General features: G+C 73.0%; 18 protein-coding genes. 11 read left to right on the plus strand and 7 right to left on the minus strand.

The window, feature by feature from the left end; genetic code table 11:
• Positions 1-21 precede the first annotated feature (21 nt).
• On the minus strand, positions 22-1,377 hold the full coding sequence (locus G3T38_RS03590; RefSeq protein WP_338037445.1) for an MFS transporter: 1,356 nt from the start codon (positions 1,375-1,377) through the stop codon (positions 22-24).
• Positions 1,374-2,318 (minus strand): 3-hydroxyisobutyrate dehydrogenase, encoded by a 945-nt coding sequence (gene mmsB / locus G3T38_RS03595; protein WP_163770731.1) that lies wholly within the window; start codon positions 2,316-2,318, stop codon positions 1,374-1,376. The genes G3T38_RS03590 and mmsB overlap by 4 nt, the downstream gene beginning before the upstream one ends.
• 177 nt (positions 2,319-2,495) lie before the next feature.
• Here mmsB and G3T38_RS03600 point away from each other — a divergent pair, with 177 nt between their 5' ends.
• From G3T38_RS03600 to G3T38_RS21345, 6 genes are all read left to right on the plus strand, one after another.
• Complete coding sequence (locus G3T38_RS03600) at positions 2,496-3,389, plus strand: LysR substrate-binding domain-containing protein (protein ID WP_163770732.1); 894 nt, start codon at positions 2,496-2,498, stop codon at positions 3,387-3,389.
• A 105-nt stretch (positions 3,390-3,494) separates the two neighbouring features.
• Positions 3,495-3,731, plus strand: coding sequence for an RNA polymerase sigma factor (locus G3T38_RS03605; RefSeq protein WP_163770733.1), 237 nt, complete (start codon positions 3,495-3,497; stop codon positions 3,729-3,731).
• Positions 3,732-3,736: 5 nt separating this feature from the next.
• Positions 3,737-4,006 carry a sigma-70 family RNA polymerase sigma factor gene (locus G3T38_RS03610; RefSeq protein WP_241728461.1) on the plus strand — a complete coding sequence of 90 codons (270 nt, stop codon included), beginning with the start codon at positions 3,737-3,739 and terminating at the stop codon, positions 4,004-4,006.
• Positions 3,942-4,775 carry a hypothetical protein gene (locus G3T38_RS03615; RefSeq protein WP_163770734.1) on the plus strand — a complete coding sequence of 278 codons (834 nt, stop codon included), beginning with the start codon at positions 3,942-3,944 and terminating at the stop codon, positions 4,773-4,775. Before G3T38_RS03610 ends, G3T38_RS03615 begins: the two co-directional genes overlap by 65 nt.
• Before the next feature lie 118 nt (positions 4,776-4,893).
• Positions 4,894-6,273, plus strand: a complete 1,380-nt coding sequence (locus G3T38_RS03620; RefSeq protein WP_163770735.1) for an MFS transporter — start codon at positions 4,894-4,896, stop codon at positions 6,271-6,273.
• Between the two features lie 316 nt (positions 6,274-6,589).
• Complete coding sequence (locus tag G3T38_RS21345) at positions 6,590-6,817, plus strand: hypothetical protein (RefSeq protein WP_241728462.1); 228 nt, start codon at positions 6,590-6,592, stop codon at positions 6,815-6,817.
• 185 nt (positions 6,818-7,002) lie between these two features.
• Here G3T38_RS21345 and G3T38_RS03630 read toward each other — a convergent pair whose 3' ends face one another.
• From G3T38_RS03630 to G3T38_RS03640, 3 genes are all read right to left on the minus strand, one after another.
• A complete protein-coding gene (locus G3T38_RS03630; RefSeq protein ID WP_338037446.1) occupies positions 7,003-7,710 on the minus strand; it encodes an NUDIX hydrolase in 708 nt (235 codons plus the stop codon).
• A gap of 32 nt (positions 7,711-7,742) precedes the next feature.
• Complete coding sequence (locus tag G3T38_RS03635) at positions 7,743-8,672, minus strand: alpha/beta hydrolase fold domain-containing protein (RefSeq protein WP_206675771.1); 930 nt, start codon at positions 8,670-8,672, stop codon at positions 7,743-7,745.
• Between the two features lie 62 nt (positions 8,673-8,734).
• Positions 8,735-9,376, minus strand: coding sequence for a TetR/AcrR family transcriptional regulator (locus G3T38_RS03640; protein WP_163770736.1), 642 nt, complete (start codon positions 9,374-9,376; stop codon positions 8,735-8,737).
• 72 nt (positions 9,377-9,448) lie between these two features.
• Here G3T38_RS03640 and G3T38_RS03645 point away from each other — a divergent pair, with 72 nt between their 5' ends.
• Together G3T38_RS03645 and G3T38_RS03650 are read left to right on the plus strand one after the other, a co-directional pair.
• Complete coding sequence (locus G3T38_RS03645) at positions 9,449-11,008, plus strand: flavin-containing monooxygenase (RefSeq protein ID WP_163770737.1); 1,560 nt, start codon at positions 9,449-9,451, stop codon at positions 11,006-11,008.
• Entirely contained in the window at positions 11,005-11,829 is an 825-nt protein-coding gene (locus tag G3T38_RS03650) for an SDR family NAD(P)-dependent oxidoreductase (protein ID WP_163770738.1), read from the plus strand. The genes G3T38_RS03645 and G3T38_RS03650 overlap by 4 nt, the downstream gene beginning before the upstream one ends.
• On the opposite strand, the gene G3T38_RS22065 is transcribed toward G3T38_RS03650, so the two are convergent.
• Complete coding sequence (locus G3T38_RS22065; RefSeq protein ID WP_163770739.1) at positions 11,784-13,058, minus strand: O-antigen ligase family protein; 1,275 nt, start codon at positions 13,056-13,058, stop codon at positions 11,784-11,786. The genes G3T38_RS03650 and G3T38_RS22065 overlap by 46 nt on opposite strands.
• Before the next feature lie 63 nt (positions 13,059-13,121).
• On the opposite strand from G3T38_RS22065, the gene G3T38_RS03660 reads away from it, so the two are divergent.
• Positions 13,122-13,652, plus strand: a complete 531-nt coding sequence (locus tag G3T38_RS03660) for a ribonuclease FAU-1 family protein (RefSeq protein WP_163770740.1) — start codon at positions 13,122-13,124, stop codon at positions 13,650-13,652.
• Positions 13,649-14,188, plus strand: coding sequence for a hypothetical protein (locus G3T38_RS03665; RefSeq protein WP_163770741.1), 540 nt, complete (start codon positions 13,649-13,651; stop codon positions 14,186-14,188). Before G3T38_RS03660 ends, G3T38_RS03665 begins: the two co-directional genes overlap by 4 nt.
• A 372-nt stretch (positions 14,189-14,560) precedes the next feature.
• On the opposite strand, the gene G3T38_RS03670 is transcribed toward G3T38_RS03665, so the two are convergent.
• Positions 14,561-15,892, minus strand: a complete 1,332-nt coding sequence (locus G3T38_RS03670; RefSeq protein ID WP_338037447.1) for a threonine/serine exporter family protein — start codon at positions 15,890-15,892, stop codon at positions 14,561-14,563.
• Between the two features lie 74 nt (positions 15,893-15,966).
• On the opposite strand from G3T38_RS03670, the gene G3T38_RS03675 reads away from it, so the two are divergent.
• The gene (locus G3T38_RS03675; RefSeq protein WP_163770743.1) at positions 15,967-17,100 is read left to right on the plus strand and encodes a glutamate--cysteine ligase; all 1,134 of its coding nucleotides are present in this window, start codon (positions 15,967-15,969) and stop codon (positions 17,098-17,100) included.
• The last annotated feature ends 15 nt before the right edge of the window (positions 17,101-17,115 follow it).

Genomic DNA, 17,115 nt, shown 5'->3' on the forward strand with positions numbered 1-17,115 from the left:
GGGATCGGTGGTCGGGAGCGCTCAGCGCGCGTCGTACTCGTCGTCGAGAGCGGTGAGCGAGGTGCCCTTCGTCTCCTGCGCGAAGGCGAGCGCGACGAGGCTGACGAGCGCGGCAGCCGCGAGGTAGATCGCGATCGGCGTGGTGCTGTCGTACTTGTCGAGCAGCGCGACGGCGATGATCGGCGCCATCGAGCCCGCGACGATCGCGGTCACCTGGTAGCCGAGCGACACCCCGGCGTACCGCATGCGGGTCGGGAACATCTCCGACATCAGCGAGGGCTGGGGGGCGTACATGAGGCCCTGGATGGCGAGGCCGCCGACGATGGCCACGACGACGAGCAGGTCGTCGGCGGTGTCCATCATCGGGAAGGCCCAGAAGCCCCACGTGGCGGTGCCGAGCACGCCGACGAGGTAGACGGGGCGGCGGCCGTAGATGTCGGAGAGCAGGCCCACGGTCGGCACCACGAAGACGTGGGAGAGGTGGCCGACGAGCAGGAGCAGCAGCACGTGCTGGACGTCGAAGCCGATGTGGTCCTGGCGCAGGTACGAGATCGTGAAGGTGACGACCATGTAGTACATGATGTTCTCGCAGAAGCGCAGGCCCATGGCCACGACGACCTGCTTCGGGCGGTACTTGATCGCGTCGAGCACGGTCGAGCGGGTCGCCTTCTCGGCCTCCTCCTTCTCGAGCGCGGCCTTGAAGATCGGCGCGTCCTCGACCTTGGTGCGCACGTACCAGCCGACGAGCACGATGATCGCGGAGGCGAAGAACGCGATGCGCCAGCCCCAGCTGAGGAAGGCCTCCTCGCTCAGCGCCGCCGACAGGCCGAGCATCACGAGCGTGGCGATGAGGTTGCCGACCGGCACGCCGGCCTGCGGGTAGCTGGCCCAGTAGCCGCGGCGGTTGTCCGGCGCGTGCTCGGCGACGAGGAGCACGGCGCCGCCCCACTCACCGCCGACGGCGAAGCCCTGCACGAAGCGGAGCAGCACCAGGAGCACGGCCGCGCCGTACCCGATCTGGGCGTGGGTCGGCAGCGCGCCCATGAGGAAGGTCGAGACGCCGACGAGGACGAGGGAGAGCTGCAGCAGGCGCTTGCGGCCGAACTTGTCGCCGTAGTGGCCGAAGACGAGGCCACCGATCGGGCGGGCGATGAAGCCCACCGCGTAGGTGCCGAGGGCGGCGATCGTGCCGACCGTCGGGTCGCTCTCCGGGAAGAAGAGCGCGGGGAAGACGAGGATGGCCGCGGTCGCGTAGACGAAGAACTCGTACCACTCGACGATCGTGCCGGCCATGGAGGCGGCGACGACCTTGCGGAGGTTGGAGCGACCGGCCGGGGGGACGCTCCGGGCGCTGGTGGGGGTGGTGCTGGTGGTCACGCGGTGGTCTCCTGGCTGAGGGTGGCGGCGACGGCCTCGTCGCGCGCCGGGGAGGACAGCTCGCCGTCGACGAGCTTGACGAGGACGGAGCAGTCGCGGTCGGCGAGGCCGAGCTCGACGAGCTGGTCCATCCGGTCACGGACGGCGGTGGCGAACGGGAGGGCGGTGGAGGTGGACTCCCCCGCCGCGAGGGCGAGCTCGAGGTCCTTGCGCAGCAGCGCGGTGGCGAACCCGCCCGTGAAGTCACGGTTGACGGCGGCGGTCTCGACGACACCGGCCACCGGGTACCAGGTGCGCAGGGCCCAGCTGTCGCCGGAGGACACCTGCGCGAGCTCCCAGAAGGTGGTCGCGTCGAGGCCGAGGCGCTCGGCGAGCACCGCGCCCTCCGCCGTCGCGGCGAGGGTGATGCCGAGCATCATGTTGTTGGTCAGCTTGGCGGCCTGGCCGTTGCCGGGCCCGCCCGTGTGGAAGATGCGGCCGGCCATCACCTCGATGACGGGACGCACCTCCTCCAGCACGGCCGCGTCGCCGCCGACCATGAAGGTGAGCGTGCCGGCGGCCGCACCCGAGATGCCGCCGGAGACCGGGGCGTCGAGGAAGCGGAAGCCGGCAGCGGAGACCGACGCGTGGAGGGAGCGCGCGGCGTCGATGTCGATCGTGGACGAGTCGATGACGACCGCGCCCGGCTCGGCGTGCGCGAGCACGCCGTCGGGGCCGTCGAGGACGGCGGTGACGATGCCGTGGTTGGGCAGCATCGTGACGACGACGTCGGCCCCGGCGACCGTCGCGGCCACCGTGTCCTCGACCGTGACGCCCTGCGCCGCGGCGGCCTCACGCGCCGCCTCCGCGAGGTCGAAGCCGTGGACCTCGTGGCCCGCGGCGACGAGCCGCCCGCTCATGGGGGCGCCCATGTTGCCCAGTCCGATCCAGCCGATGCGCATGCCTGCTGCTTTCTACGAGGGAAACGGGAGGCGGTCCGCGACGTGACGGACGTCGCGTGACGCGGACCACTCGACGATCCATGCTCGACCTTCGGCCAGGTGCGCGCAATGAGGGGTCGGGCGGGGTGCCTGTGCGGAAATGCACGGCCTCCCGCAGGCTCGACTAGGGTCCGGAGCGTGCGCGCCGACGACCTCCTCATCCTGCTCGAGGTGGCCCGCGCGCGCTCGTTCGTGCAGGCCGGCGTGGCCCTGGGCATCGACCACACCACCGTCTCGCGACGCATCGGCAGCCTCGAGAAGGAGCTCGGCGACCGGGTGCTCGACCGCTCGCTCTCCGGCGTGCAGCTGACGGCGCTCGGCCGAGCGATCCTGCCGGCCGCCGAGCAGGTGGCGCGGGCGATGGACGCGGCGAGCCAGGCCGCGCGCCCGGACCGCGACGTGGCCGGCCACGTGCGGATCGCCTCCACCGAGGCGTTCGCCGCCGTCTTCGTCGCGCCCGCCATGGCCCGCGTGCAGCGGGCCCACCCCGGGGTGAGCCTCGACCTCGTCGCCGCCACCCGCCCCCTCGGCCAGGCGACGGGCGTCGACGTCGAGATCGGGGTGGGCACGCCGCCGTCCCGGGGCTTCGAGGTCACGCCGCTGACCGACTACCGCCTCTCGCTCTACGCGGCGCCGTCCTACCTCGAGCGCGCCGGCGAGGTGACCCCGGCGAACCTGGCCGAGCACCCGATCGTCTACTACATCGACGCCCTCCAGCGCGTGGACGAGCTCGGGCTCACCGAGGCCGGCATCCCCATCGACGCCGTGCGGCTCGGCTCCACGAGCGTGCTCGTGCAGCACGAGCTGACCGTCGCCGGGGGCGGCGTCGGCCTGCTCCCCGACTTCCTCGCCCGCTCGACGCCCGGCCTGGTGCGCCTGCTCCCCGACGAGGTGCGCATGACGAAGACGTTCGTCGCACTGCTGCCGCCGCGGGCCCTGCGGCGTCCGGCGGCGATCGCGTTCATGTCCGCGCTCGTGCGGGAGATGGCGGAGCGACGCGACGAGCTGGACGACGACCTGGCCGGTTCCTGAGCGCGGTCCTCACCGAAAGGTGTCTGCTGGACCCAACCTCCACCCGAGCCCGTTCGTCTCTAGTGGTGACAGGGACGGTCGGAGGACGATCTGAGGAGCACGCGGATGGGACCCCAGCGCGAGGTCGACGAGCTGCTGGCCGTTCATGGCGATCGGCTCTTCAACCTCGCGCTGGCGTTGGCGGGCAACACCGCTGACGCCGAAGACCTCATCCAGAGCGTGGCCGAGAAGCTGTTGCGGCGCTGGTCGCGCGGCGGGGCGACCGTCGACAACAGCTACGCCTACGCTCGCGCAGCCGTGGTGCGGACCACATCACCACCTCGCGACGTCGAGCGCACCTGACGGCGTTGCTCCCCCGGGCAACGCGGGACTCCCCGACCACGGAGAGCCCGCACGACCTGCAGGTGGAGCGCCTCCACCTGCAGGAGCTGCTGCAACAACTGCCGCCACGCCAGCGCCAGGCCGTCGTGCTGCGCTACCTCGAGGACCTCCCTGTCGAACGCGTCGCCGAGCTCATGTCCATCCGTCCCGGCACCGTCAAGAGCAACGCCCATGACGGTCGTCGAGCACTGCACCTCCTCATCGAAGCGCAGCAACAGAGGGAGATCCTCCAGTGAGCAACCACGAGCAGAACACCCCCTCATCGACGAGCTGCAGGCGGCCTACCGCCAGGCCCCGGCCTACCCCGGCCTTCGGCGCCCCCTGCCCGACGCACGACGCACGCGACCCGAGGTCAGGGCGCTGTGGCTCGCGGGAGGAGCGGTCGCGGCAACCGCGGTCGCGATCGGCGTCGGCTACCCCCTCATCGGCGGCTCCGCCGGGTCCGGGGCTCCGGACGACAACGACCAGGTCGCGGCCAGCGCCGAGGCGACCTCCACGAGTTCCTCCCCGCCCTCGTCGGGAGCTACGTCCACCGCCACCGACGACGACCTCGGTCTGGTCGCTGAAGCCGTCACCGGCATCGTCGAGTCGGACGCATCGGGGGCGGAGATGGCAGACCTGGTCATCGACGAGGACGCCGGTTCGGTGACCGTCTGGCTGTCGGGAGAGCCCTCCTCGGCCTTGGTCGCGGAGCTGCAGGAGGCCGCCGAGGCACACGGGGTCGCCCTTGTGATCGACAGCGCCGAGCACTCCGAGGCCGAGCTCATGAGCATCGGCGCCGCCCTGTGGGAACGCAACGACGAATGGTCGACCCGTGGGTTCACCATCGACGGTTACTGGAGCACCGCCGCCGGCCTGCACATCTGGACAGAGGGCGACGTCGAGTCCGCACGGGAGGCCCTGTCTTCCGTCCCCGAGATCGTGGAGATCGAGGACGGCGGCGGATCCGACGCGGGCCCCGGGTTCGTCGAGCTCCCGGCCCCTCCGCCGGCTCGTTGGCGATGACTCAGGCCCTGACGGAGCAACCCAGGGTTGACTGCCCAGGGCGAATGACGACGGATTCTCGCTCCGCGAGACGTCGGGCGTAGCGTGCTCCGGTCCCCCTCCCCTGCCGGAAAGACCGATGACCACCGCCCAGCAGTCCGCCACCCCGCCCACCCCCGAGAGCGCCTCCGACGTCACGTCCGAGCCCGCCAACCCGCGCTCGCGGGTGCTCGTCGCCAGCCTCGTCGGCACGACGATCGAGTTCTACGACTTCTACATCTACGCCACCGCGGCGGTGCTGGTCTTCCCGCACCTGTTCTTCCCGGCGGGCAACGACACGACCGCGCTGCTGGCGTCGTTCGCGGTGTTCGGCGCCGCGATGGTGGCCCGCCCGCTCGGCGCCGTCTTCTTCGGCCACCTCGGCGACCGTCGCGGCCGCAAGGTGACCCTGGTGGCGTCGCTGCTCACCATGGGCGTGGCGACGTTCGCGATCGGCCTGCTCCCGACGTACGCGCTCGTCGGCTGGCTCGCCCCCCTGCTCCTCGTGCTCATGCGCCTCGCGCAGGGCTTCGCCATCGGCGGCGAGTGGAGCGGTGCGGCGCTGGTCGCGACCGAGAACGCCCCGGAGGGCAAGCGCGCCTGGTACGGCACCTTCCCCCAGCTCGGCGCCCCCCTGGGCTTCATCCTGGCCAACGGCCTGTTCCTCGCCATCGCCGCGGCCATGCCGTCCGACGACCCCTCGACGCCGTCCGACATGTTCCTGTCGTGGGGCTGGCGGATCCCGTTCCTGTTCTCGGCCGTCATGGTGGTCGTCGGCCTCTACGTGCGCTTGCGGCTCGTCGAGAGCGCCGCGTTCCAGCGGGCCGTCGACAAGGGCACCGTCACGCGCCTGCCGCTGGGCGAGGTCGTCCGCACCCACGGCCGCGAGCTGGTGCTCGGCACGTTCTACATGCTCGCGACCTACGTGCTCTTCTACCTGATGACCACGTTCTCGCTGAGCTACGGTCGCGCCGCGACCGACGCCGAGGTGCCCGGCCTGGGCTACACCTACAACGGCTTCGTGCTCATGATGATCGTCGGCGTCGTCTTCTTCGGGATCTTCACCATGGTCTCCGGCCCGGTCGCCGACCGCTTCGGGCGACGCGCGCACCTGCTCCTCGTGACGACCGGCATCATCGTGTTCGGCCTCTGCTGGGTGCCGCTCCTCGAGGCCGGCGACGTCGGCGTCATGGCCTGGCTGCTGCTCGGCTTCAGCCTCATGGGCCTGACCTTCGGCCCGATGGGCGCCCTGCTGCCGGAGCTCTTCGCGACCAACGTGCGCTACACCGGCTCGGGGCTGTCCTACAACGTCAGCTCGATCCTCGGCGCCGCCGTCGCCCCGTTCATCGCCGTGTGGCTGTGGGGTGCCGCCGACGGCAGCCCCTTCCTCGTCGGGGTCTACCTCTCCGCGATGGGTCTCATCACCCTGCTCGCCCTGGCCGTCGGCCGCGACACCCGGAACCTCGACATCGACCGCTGAGGTAGGCGGCTCGGCTCGGCTCGGCTCGGGGGAAGGAAAACGCGGACCCGGGCCGGAGCCGCCGGGCGTGGTGGAAAGAGAACGCGGACCCGAGGGCGCGACACGCCGATCCGGCAGCCCCTCCGGTCCGCGTTTTCCTTCCCCCGCGCCGTACCCCCGCGCACTTTCCCCGCCCCGGCCGGGCCGGGCACCCCGCACCGGTACGCCGCACGCGGCTCACAGCGTCCCCACAGACCGCCCCCACGCGGCCGACGCCGCGGCCGCGCTGCTCCCCCACGTCGCGGACGACTCCTGGTTCTTCGACACCGAGCTGCTCGTGCTGGCCGAACGAGCCGGGCTGCGGATCCACGAGGTGCCCGTCGACTGGGTCGACGACCCCGACAGCCGTGTCGACATCGTGCGCACGGCCGTCGAGGACCTGCACGGCATCCGACGCCTGCGGCGCGGGCTGGCGCACCGCACGATCCCGGTCGGGGAGGTGACCGACGCCGTACGGCGGGTGCGCGGTGGGGTGCCCGTCCGGTGTGACGCCTCCCGGTCGTAGCGCCTCGGCGGTGCGGTGCTCCGGCGGTGCGGTGCTTCGGCGGTGCGGTGCTCCGGCGGTGCGGTGCTCCGGCGGTGCGGTGCTCCGGCGTGTAACGCGGTGTCCGGGTCACTATGGAAGGGGTAGACCACGTGCACAGTGACCCGGACACCGCGTTACACGCCCGGCAGGGCCCCCGCCCCCCTTCACATCGCGCTACGGAAGATCGGCGTCGCGAGCTTGTCGAACGGCTCGCCGATCGGTCGGAAGACCTCGGCGGGACGACCCCGGCCCCCGGCCGGCTTGGCCGACGCGCCGGTGGACTCGAGGAAGTCGCGGGCGGAGCGCAGCTTGCGCTGGAAGTTGCCGGGGTCGATGTCGAGGCCCCACACGGCCTCGTAGACCCCGCGCAGCTGGGCGAGCGTGAACTCGGGCGGGAGGAAGGACCGGCCGAGGCGGGTGTACTCGAGCTTCGAGGCCACCCGCTCGCGTGCCGTCGCGAGGATCTCGTCGTGGTCGAAGGCGAGCGTCCCGGCGACCTCGTCGACGGGGCGCCAGACGGCCTCCTCGGCGTCGGTACCGGCGGTCGTGGCCTCCGCGTGCGGGGTGACGGCCAGGTAGGCGACGCTGACGACCCGGTGGGGCCGGCGGTCGCGGTCGGGGGCACCGAAGGTCTTCAGCTGCTCGAGGGCGAGGCCGTCGCCGACGATCCCCGTCTCCTCGACCAGCTCGCGCCGCGCGGCGTCGAGGAGCTCCTCCCCGTCGCCGACGAAGCCGCCGGGCAGGGCCCAGCGCCCGGCGTACGGGTCCTCGCCGCGGCGCACCACCAGCACCGCGAGCGCACCGTCGAGCACCGCGAAGACGACGACGTCGACGGTCAGGTAGAAGACGGGGAACTCGCTGCGGTACTCCACCCCGCGACGCTAGTTGTCACCCCGACAACAAGTCAACTGCGATGGGGCGGTGCGACGCCGAGGTCACGCGCCACGTGGCCGAGGATCTCCGCCACGGCCCGCCGTCCCTCGGGCACCGGCAGGATCGGGAAGACGTGGATCGCGCCCTCGACCTCGTGGTAGCCGACCTCGCCCGTGCCGGCGAGGTGCTGGGCGAGCAGGCGGCAGTCGGGCTGCGTCACGTCGCGCGTGCCGACCCACAGCTCGACGCGGGGCAGGCCCTCGGTCGAGCGGAACAGGGGGCTCACCGTGGGGTCGTCCAGCGGCGTACCGGCCGCCCAGACCCGCGCCACCTCCCGCAGCGCGGCGCGCGCCAGCCACGGGTCGACGCGCTCCACGGCGTCGACGGCGGGGTTCGCCATCGAGAGGTCGAGCCACGGGGCGATGAGGGTCAGCCCCCGGAGCGTCGAGGGACGCGCACCGGCCGACGCGGTCGCCCGCTCCACCTCGTCCTGGGCGGCGATGAGGGCGAGGCCGCCGCCGGCCGAGTCCCCCATCAGGTACGCCGCGCGCCCGCCCGCGACGAGCCGCTGGAGCACCGTCGCGACGAGCGCCCTCGCCTCGGCCGCGTCGTGGTCGGGGGCGAGGCCGTAGATCGGGACCTGGACCTCGACGTCCAGCTCGTCGGCGATGCGGGCGACGAGGTGCCAGTGCTGCTTGACGATCTCGTTCACGTAGGCGCCGCCGTGGAGGTAGACGACGACCGGGCGCTGCCCGACCGGCGTGCCGCGCCGCACCAGGGAGTAGACGTCGAACCCGTCGACCACCTCGGTGGCGACGTCGACGCGCCGCGCGACCGCGGGCGGCGGCACCGGGGATCCCTTGGGGCGCGCGAGCAGGGCCGCCCCGCCCTCGGGGTCGGCGAAGGAGCGCTTGCGGGTCACGCGCATGAGGGCGCCGATCGCGGTCATCTGCCAGGACACCGCGTCAGGCTCTCATCTGGAGCGACGCGGGGGAAGCGCGCCCGGCGCGCTCCGGCGGACGCTCAGCCCTCCGGCCGCACCGGCGGGGCGCTCACGGCGACCTGCGCGAGGATCGCGGACAGGGAGAGCAGCAGGTCGTCGCGCGCGACGCCCGCAGGGTCCTCCACCCAGCGGATGACGACGTCCTCGACGAGGACCGCCCAGCCCCGCACGAACAGGCGCACCGCCGGGGTGTCGACGACCCCGAACTCCGCGAGGCCCTGCTCGCCCGCGGTCGCGAAGATGCGATCGGTGAGGGCCGCCCGCGCCTCCTCGTAGATCTCCCGCATGACGGGGTTGCTGCCGTTGGCGGCGCGCACGAGCGAGACGTAGCCGCGGTGGTTGGCCTCGACGAACGCGAGGTAGCGGTCGAGCGAGACGAGGAGACGCGTGCCCATGTCGCCGTCCTCCACCGGTGCCGTGACGGCGATGAGGTCGGCGGCGGCCCGGCGCACGACGGCCTCGTGGAACTCCTGCTTGTTGCCGAAGTAGTGGTAGAGCAGCCCGCGCGAGATGCCCGCCCGCTCGGCCAGCAGGTCGATGGAGAGCTCGTCGAGGTCCCGGGTGGACAGCAGCTCGACACCGAGGTCGAGCAGCTGCTCCTTGCGGGTCGCGGGGTCGAGGCGGACGCGGGGCGAGCCGGACGGTGCGGACGCGGCGGACATGGGCGGCACTCTACTGAACTGCGTTCCAATTGGCTATTGACCTTCGTTCAACAGCGTGTCACGCTCGGTCCCATGAGCACTCAGGGCTTCCGGGGACCCCTCCCCGAGCACGTGGACGTCCTCGTCGTCGGCGCCGGCTTCGCCGGGCTCGCCACGGCCATCCGCCTCGACGAGGACGGGCGGGACTTCCTCGTCGTCGACAAGGGCGACTCGGTGGGCGGCACGTGGCGCGACAACACCTACCCCGGCGCCGCCTGCGACGTGCCGAGCCAGCTCTACAGCTTCTCGTTCGCCCCCGGCGACTGGTCGCGGTCGTTCTCCCCGCAGCCCGAGATCAAGGCCTACCTCGACCGCGTCGCGGCGTCGTCCGGCGTGCTCGACCGCTTCGTGTTCTCGACGTCGCTCGAGCACGCGGCGTGGGACGAGACGCGTCAGCGCTGGGACGTCCGCACGAGCGCCGGCTCGCTCACGGCCAGCGTGCTCGTCTCCGGCGCCGGCGGCCTCTCGGAGCCCAAGCTGCCCGAGATCGCCGGCATCGAGGACTTCGCCGGCGAGATCTTCCACTCCGCCCGGTGGGACCACGACGCCGACCTGGCCGGCAAGCGGATCGCCGTGATCGGCACCGGCGCGTCCGCGATCCAGATCGTGCCGCAGCTGCAGCAGGTCGCCGCCCGCCTCGACGTCTACCAGCGCACCGCCCCCTGGATCATCCCGCGGCACGACCGCACCTACCCGGGTGTCGAGCGCCTCGCGCTCGCGAAGGTGCCGGGCCTGCGGCGGCTCTACCGCACGGCGATCTACTGGGGTCGCGAGACCTACGTGCCCGCGTTCACGCTGCTCCCCGACATCGCGAAGCCGGCGGAGCTGATGGCCCGCGCCAACATCCGCACGGGCATCTCCGACCCGGAGCTGCGGCGGAAGGTCACCCCGGACTTCAAGATCGGCTGCAAGCGGATCCTGATCTCGAACACCTACTACCCGGCGCTCGACGCCGACAACGCGGAGCTGGTGACCGACCCCATCGCGCGGATCACGCCCACCGGGATCGTCACCGCCGACGGCACCGAGCGCGAGATCGACGTGCTCGTCGTCGCCACCGGGTTCCACACGACCGACCAGCCGATCGCCCACCAGATCGTGGGGCGGGAGGGTCGGAGCCTCGCCGACGTCTGGGCCGAGAGCGGCATGCAGGCCTACCGGGGCACGACCATCCACGGCTTCCCCAACCTGTTCCAGGTCGTCGGCCCCAACACCGGCCTCGGCCACTCCTCCATGGTGTTCGTCATCGAGTCGCAGGTGGCCTACATCCGCGACGCGCTGCGGGTGATGGCCCAGAACTCGTACGCCGCGGTCGAGCCCCGCCGCGACGCCCAGGACGAGTGGAACCGCCGCCTGCACCGCCGGATGGGCCGCACCGTCTGGAGCACCGGCGGCTGCGCGAGCTGGTACCTCGACGAGCACGGCCGCAACACGACCCTGTGGCCGCGCTCCACCGTCAGCCTCCGGCTCGGGCTGCGCTCCTTCGACACCCGCGCCTACACGGTGACCGGTCCGGTGCCGGCCACCACCCCCACCCGCGAGACTCCCCCCACCACTCCCACCACCCCCGATCGAGAGGTCGTGACCGCATGAAGTCCCTGGACGACAAGGTCGTCGTGATCACCGGTGCCGGTTCCGGCATCGGGCGCGCACTGGCCGTGAACGCCGCCGGTCGGGGGGCGCACGTCGCCATCTCCGACGTCAACGAGGCCGGCCTCGCCGAGACCGTCGAGCTCGTCAAGGGCGCCGGCGCCCGCGCCGTGCGCTCGGACACCCTCGACGTCGCGAAGCGCGACGAGATCGTCGGCTACGCCGAGGCCGTCGCCGACCAGTTCGGTCGCGTCAACGTCGTGGTCAACAACGCGGGCGTCTCCATGACGGGGAACTTCGCGAACATGAGCTACGAGCAGATGGAGTGGATCGTCGACATCAACTTCTGGGGTGTCGTCAACGGCACCAAGGAGTTCCTGCCGCACCTCGTCGCCTCGGGCGACGGCCACGTCGTCAACATCTCCTCGCTCTTCGGCCTCATCTCGATGCCGGGCCAGACGCTCTACAACTCGACGAAGTACGCCGTGCGCGGCTTCACCGAGGCGCTGCGCGAGGAGATGCTCATCGGCAAGCACAAGGTCGGCGTGACCGCGGTGCACCCGGGCGGCATCAAGACGGGCATCGTCCGCAACGGCCGCGTGACGGACGGCGACGACCTCGAGGCCCTGGCGAAGCTCTTCGACAAGAAGCTGGCCCGCACCTCGCCCGACGACGCCGCGGCCGCCATCGTGAAGGCCGTGCTGCGCAACCAGCCCCGCCTGCTCATCGGTGCGGACGCCCACGCGCTGCACCACATCGGCAAGCTCCTGGGTGCTCGCTACCAGGACGTCTTCGCCTTCGGCGCCAAGCGCGTCCTGCCCTGATCGTCCGGTCGCCGGCGGCCCCGCAGCTCGCCGGCGACCAGGATCGCCACCACCGTCCACAGGGGCACCGCCACGGTGGTGCGGAACGACGGGTTGTCGAAGAGGCTGATGACGGCGAAGCCCGCCAGCCCGACCCCCGCGGCGATGCTCAGCGCGTCCCGGCGCCGCGCCCCGCGCACCACCAGCACGGCGAGGACGACGGAGAGCGTCCCCGCCGCCAGCAGGCCCGGCAGGCCGGCCTCCACGAGCCACGTGAGCCACAGGTTGTGGGAGTGGTAGAACTGCTGGTCCCCCGGGATCCGCGCGTCGATGAACGGCCCCGAGCGGCCGAGACCGACACCCCACGGGTGCTCCCGCACCAGCTCCAGCGACACCCGCCACACCTCCGTGCGCGGACCGAGCGAGAACCGCGCGAGCAGCGCGCCGAAGGCGACGGCGATGCCCGCCGCCACCCCGAGGGCGGAGCCCACGAGCGTGCGGGACGACGGGTTGCGCAGCGCCAGCGCGGCCACCGTCAGGGCCACGAGGCTGACCAGGCCGCCCCGCGACAGCGTCATCACGAGAGCCGTCGTGCCGAGCGCGCCGAGGCCGATCGCGGCCGCCTGCGCCCACCGGCGACCGACGCGGGGGCCGAGGGTGCTCCGCAGCGCCACGCACCCGACCGGCACGAGCAGCACGAGCACGGGCGCGAGCAGGTTGGGGTTGGTGAGCGTCCCGATCACCCGCACGGAGGTCACGCTGCGCTCGCAGCTGTCCGCACCACCCACGATCTCCGCGCGGCAGTAGCCCGTGTCGAGCCCCAGCACCCACTGCAGCACCGCGACGAGCGCCGTGGTCCCCACCGCCGCGGCCGCCGCCAGCGCGAGGACGGTGCGCCCGCGACGCCAGGCGACCTGCACGCCGACGAGGAGGTAGAAGGCCAGCGCGAACGCCAGGTGTGCCCACAGGCGGCTGCCGCCGTGGCCGTTGATCCAGAACGCCAGGACCCCTGCGCCGAGCCCGGCGCCGACGGCCAGGTCGAGCGGGGTGCGGAGCGCCCGCAGCGGGAGGCCGGCGCGGAGGAGGGCGAGCAGTCCGGCGGCCGAGACGGCGGCCACCGGCGTGGCCGAGAGGCGCACGACGACGGTGGCGACGACCACGACCAGCGCGGCCCCCACGGCGACACCGAGCGCGCCCCTCGTCGGGCGGATCGCTCCGGTCGGGACGGTCCACGCACGTTCGTCGGTCACCACGTCGAGCCATCCTGTCCGGTCGGCCAAGCGCTCACACCCGCCAGGGGGTAGAACGGAGCCATGACCCCGGCTGCCGGCGACGCGGTGCGCATCGAGATGAGCAAGCACGGCGGTGGGCCCCACTGGCGCTACGACGCCGTGGTGCTGGGCGCTGACGCCGACGGCGCCTGGCTGGGGGTGCCGGCCGGCACCCACCACGAGCGTCCCGGCGCCGCCTTCGACTCCGCCGTCGACAAGGTGGTGCGGATCACCGCCGAGCACCGCGTCGCGGCCCTGCTCGCGACCGGGCTGTGGTGCGACGTGTACGTCGACGTCGCGACCCCGCCGCAGTGGGACCTCTCCGGACCGGTGCCGGTGCTGCGGTCCGTCGACCTCGACCTGGACGTGATCCGCCGCGCCGACGGCACGGTGTTCGTCGACGACGAGGACGAGTTCGCCGACCACCGGGTGAGCCTCCGCTACCCGGACGAGCTCGTCGCCGCCGCGGAGGCGTCGAGCGCCGCCACGCTGGCCGCCGTGCGCGACGGCGAGCCGCCGTTCGACCGCGCCACCGCGGCGCACTGGCTCGACGTGCTGCGAGCGCTCCGATGAGCGGCGCCCCCGGCCTGCCGGTCCACCTCCGCCCGCCGGAGCGCCCCGGCCTGGTCCGCCTGCTCGAGCGCGTGGCGGTGCTCGGTGCGCTGCTCCTCGTGCTGGGCGGCCCGGTGTGGTGGTTCATGCACGGCACGGCCGCCGGCTGGACGGAGCACCACGTCGTCGAGGTCTCCGTGCCGGCCGACGCGACCTGCCGCACCGGTCCCCCGCCGGGCCGCCCGGTCACCTGCGAGGCCGCGTGGTCGGCGTACGACGGCGGGGAGACCGTCACGGGCGACGTCAGCAACCGGTACGGCGGGGACGAGCCCCGCCCGGGCGCGAGCCTCGACGCGCGGGAGGTGCGGGCCGCCGGCTCGGACGGGGCCGGGGGCCTCGCCTTCACGGGCTACCAGGGCGCGCTGCTGCGGTGGGCGCTGGCCGCGCCGTACCTGGCGGTGGGGGGCGGTGTCCTGCTCCTCGGGGGCGCGATCGGGCTGGTGCGCCACGACCCGCGCTGGCGCTCGACGCGCACGGACCTGCCCCCGCCGGGCTGACCTGGAGGAAGAAAACGCGGACCGGACCCAGCCGGAACCGGGAAAACGCGGACCCCCGGGCGCACCCGGTCCGCGTTTTCCTGATCCGGGGCGGCGCCGACCGGATCGGCCCACTCGAACCGCCGGCAGATTCGGAGCACCCGGTGAGCTCGATCTTGCGCCGGTCCGGCTCGCTCGAGCACGGGGCGTATCTCGTTGCACATGCAGCAACCGATCCCGCCCAGGCTGACCCCTGAGGAAGAAAACGCGGACCGGACCCGGCCGGAACCGGGAAAACGCGGACCCCCGGGCGCACCCGGTCCGCGTTTTCCTGCTCCAGGCTGGCGCCGAGCGGGCTGGTCCGGCCCGCCCCGGCTGCCCCGGCCCGCGGGCTCAGCGGCGGCGCGCCGCCCGGGCCCGGAGCGGTCCGACGAGACGCGGGCCCGCGAGGCGGTTCTCGAGCCGCGCGGCCTCGCGCTTGAGGGGCTGCGCGACGTACTCCCCCAGGATCACGCCGGACGCCAGCGCGACCGCCACGGACGCGGCCTGCACGAGCGCCAGCAGGCCGGGCGAGGTGGAGCCGCCGCCCTCGGCGAGCAGGGAGAGGCCGCGGTAGATCGTGAGGCCCGGCAGCATCGGCACGATCGCCGGGACGACGATGACCAGCGGCGGCACGCGCACCCGGCCGGCGACGCCGTAGGCGACCAGACCGATGCCGAACGCGGCGATGCCGGCGGCCCAGACCCGGCTGTCGGAGGCCTCCCGCACGGCGGAGTAGAGCAGGATCGCCAGCGACGCGACGACGGCGAGCGGGAGGATCGAGCGACGCGGCGCGTAGGTCGCGCCCGCGAAGGCCGCCGCGCACACGGCGGACCCGAGGGCGAGCATGCCGACGCCGACCCAGCCGGCGCGCCCGGGGTCGACGTTGGTGATCTCGACCCCCACGACCGACGCCAGGGTGAGGCCCCCGCTGACCCCCGCGATGATGCCCGCCGTCGCGAGCAACGCCTCGAGGATGCGGGCGCTGGCGGTGACGTAGAAGCCCGTCAGGGCGTCCTGGATCGCGCCCATGAACCCGATCCCTGCGAGCAGCATGATGATGTTGGCGGTGACCATCAGCGACACGTCGACGTCGGGGACGACGGCGGCGATGCCCGTGGCCAGCACGGCGGCCACGAGCCCGCCCGCGACCTGGAGGTAGAAGGTCGGCAGCCGGCGGCGCGCCATGGCGAGCTGCACCCGGTCGATGAGCACGGCGGCCACCAGGGCGAGGCCGACCACGAGGAGGGAGCCGCCGAGCTGCAGGGTCACCCCGGCGCACATGAACCCCCAGGCGCCGGTGACGAGCCACCGGGGCGACCCGTGGCCCGAGGAGACGATGCCGGCCAGCCGCGACCGGGCCTCCACGAGGTCGATCTCGTCGGTGAGCACGGCGGTCACGAGCCGGTCGACCTTGGTGAGGTCGTCGTAGTCGATGTCGCGCTGCTTCACCTGGCGGATCTGCACGATCGGGGGCTCCCCCGGGTCGGCCTGGTGCGACATCGAGAGCGAGGTGAACGTCACGTCGATCTCGGGGTGCCGCACGCCGAGGTGACGGGCCAGCGACTGCATCGTGGCCGTCACGTCGGCGGCGCCCGCCCCCGAGGAGAGCAGCACCTCCCCCACCCGCAGGCTGAGGTCCAGCGTGAGGTTGAGCGTCCGTGCGTCGAGGGATTCGGCAGCCACGCCCCGCATGATGCCTGCCACCCGCTCGCCGCCGAAACGGGCGTGTTCGTGGTGCTCTGTGGTTGGCTCGTGCCGTGCGCATCGACTTCCGAGGCTCGCCCCGTCCGACGCTCGGCGTCGAGTGGGAGCTCGCGCTCGTGGACCGGACCTCCCGGGACCTCGTCAGCAGGGCCCAGGAGGTGCTCACCACCGCCCACGGGCGGCTGGAGCAGCCGCACCTGCTGCACGCCGAGCTGCTCCGCAACACCGTCGAGCTCGTGACGGGGGTCTGCGACGACGTCGGGGAGGCGATGGCCGACCTGCGCACGACGTACGACGTCGTGTCCGCCGCCGCCGCGGAGCACGACGCCGACCTGTTCGGTGCCGGCACCCACCCCTTCGCCTCGTGGTCGACCCAGCAGCTGTCGCCGGGCCACCGCTACGAGGAGCTCATCAACCGCACCCAGTGGTGGGGCCGCCAGATGCTCATCTGGGGCGTGCACGTGCACGTCGGGCTGCCCGAGCAGGCCCGGGTCATGCCGGTGCTCTCGGCGCTGCTCACCTACTACCCCCACCTGCAGGCGCTCTCGGCGTCGTCGCCCGTCTGGGCGGGCACCGACACCGGCTACGCCTCCAACCGGGCCCTCATGTTCCAGCAGCTGCCCACCGCCGGGCTGCCCTTCCAGTTCGAGCGCTGGGAGGAGTTCGAGGCGTTCGCGCACGACCAGATGACGACCGGCGTCATCGACGACCTGTCGGAGATCCGCTGGGACGTGCGGCCCGCCAGCCACCTCGGCACCATCGAGAACCGCGTCTGCGACGGCGTCTCCAACTTCGACGAGCTGGCCGCGCTGACGGCGCTCGTGCACTGCCTCGTCGTCGACCTCGACACGCGGCTCGCCGCCGGGGAGACCCTCACCGTGCTGCCGCCGTGGCACGTGCAGGAGAACAAGTGGCGCACGGCCCGCTACGGCCTCGACGCCATCATCATCCTCGACGCGGCCTCCAACGAGCGTCTCGTCACCGACGACCTCGACGACCTGCTGACCCGGCTCGAGCCCGTGGCGCGACGGCTCGGGTGCGCCGACGAGCTGCGCTCCGTCACGGACATCCCGCGGCGCGGCGCGTCCTACCAGCGCCAGCGCGCCGTCACCGCGTCCGGCGGCGACCTCGTCGCCGTCGTCGACTCCGCCGTGCGCGAGCTGCGCGACGGGGTGGCGTCCGTCTGACACCCGCGCACCGGC

Origin of the sequence: Nocardioides zeae (assembly GCF_010686755.1) — a bacterium.
In the GTDB taxonomy this organism is placed as follows: domain Bacteria; phylum Actinomycetota; class Actinomycetes; order Propionibacteriales; family Nocardioidaceae; genus Nocardioides; species Nocardioides zeae.

What these genes read in the sequence shown, in the direction of transcription:
- mmsB (WP_163770731.1), bottom strand. Translation starts at nt 2,318, where the DNA reads ATGCGCATCGGCTGGATCGGACTGGGCAACATGGGCGCCCCCATGAGC.
- G3T38_RS03605 (WP_163770733.1), top strand. Translation starts at nt 3,495, where the DNA reads ATGGGACCCCAGCGCGAGGTCGACGAGCTGCTGGCCGTTCATGGCGAT.
- G3T38_RS03615 (WP_163770734.1), top strand. Translation starts at nt 3,942, where the DNA reads ATGACGGTCGTCGAGCACTGCACCTCCTCATCGAAGCGCAGCAACAGA.
- G3T38_RS03620 (WP_163770735.1), top strand. Translation starts at nt 4,894, where the DNA reads ATGACCACCGCCCAGCAGTCCGCCACCCCGCCCACCCCCGAGAGCGCC.
- G3T38_RS03640 (WP_163770736.1), bottom strand. Translation starts at nt 9,376, where the DNA reads ATGTCCGCCGCGTCCGCACCGTCCGGCTCGCCCCGCGTCCGCCTCGAC.
- G3T38_RS03645 (WP_163770737.1), top strand. Translation starts at nt 9,449, where the DNA reads ATGAGCACTCAGGGCTTCCGGGGACCCCTCCCCGAGCACGTGGACGTC.
- G3T38_RS03650 (WP_163770738.1), top strand. Translation starts at nt 11,005, where the DNA reads ATGAAGTCCCTGGACGACAAGGTCGTCGTGATCACCGGTGCCGGTTCC.
- G3T38_RS03660 (WP_163770740.1), top strand. Translation starts at nt 13,122, where the DNA reads ATGACCCCGGCTGCCGGCGACGCGGTGCGCATCGAGATGAGCAAGCAC.
- G3T38_RS03665 (WP_163770741.1), top strand. Translation starts at nt 13,649, where the DNA reads ATGAGCGGCGCCCCCGGCCTGCCGGTCCACCTCCGCCCGCCGGAGCGC.